Source organism: Vibrio sp. OPT46 (assembly GCF_015163535.1).
Lineage (GTDB): Bacteria > Pseudomonadota > Gammaproteobacteria > Enterobacterales > Vibrionaceae > Vibrio > Vibrio alginolyticus.
This window is the reverse complement of the sequence record NZ_JADDYG010000771.1, coordinates 1-239: the sequence shown is the minus strand read 5'-3', so window position 1 is coordinate 239 and position 239 is coordinate 1. Positions and strand designations below refer to the sequence as shown.

The 239-nt window shown below is 41.8% G+C and carries 1 pseudogene; it reads right to left on the bottom strand.

The features are described from left to right. A pseudogene (locus tag IQR33_RS34645) lies at positions 1 to 239 on the bottom strand (hypothetical protein); the annotation flags it as partial.

Genomic DNA, 239 nt, shown 5'->3' with positions numbered 1-239 from the left:
ACTTCTGAAGCAATGCTAGTAACGAATTTTCGGGTTTCTCCAGGAGAGATCGATATGTCACTTCCACCTTGTGATGAGAGCTCAGCGATACCCATTGTCTCAAGTGTGTTACCTGCAGTATCCGCCAGGTGTAATAAAGACTCTGACTTGTAGATTAATTCTCCACTTTCTGTGCGATATGCATTAAACGAGTTGAAATTTGGTTGCAATGATCCTTGTGAACCAATGTTAGTAACGGA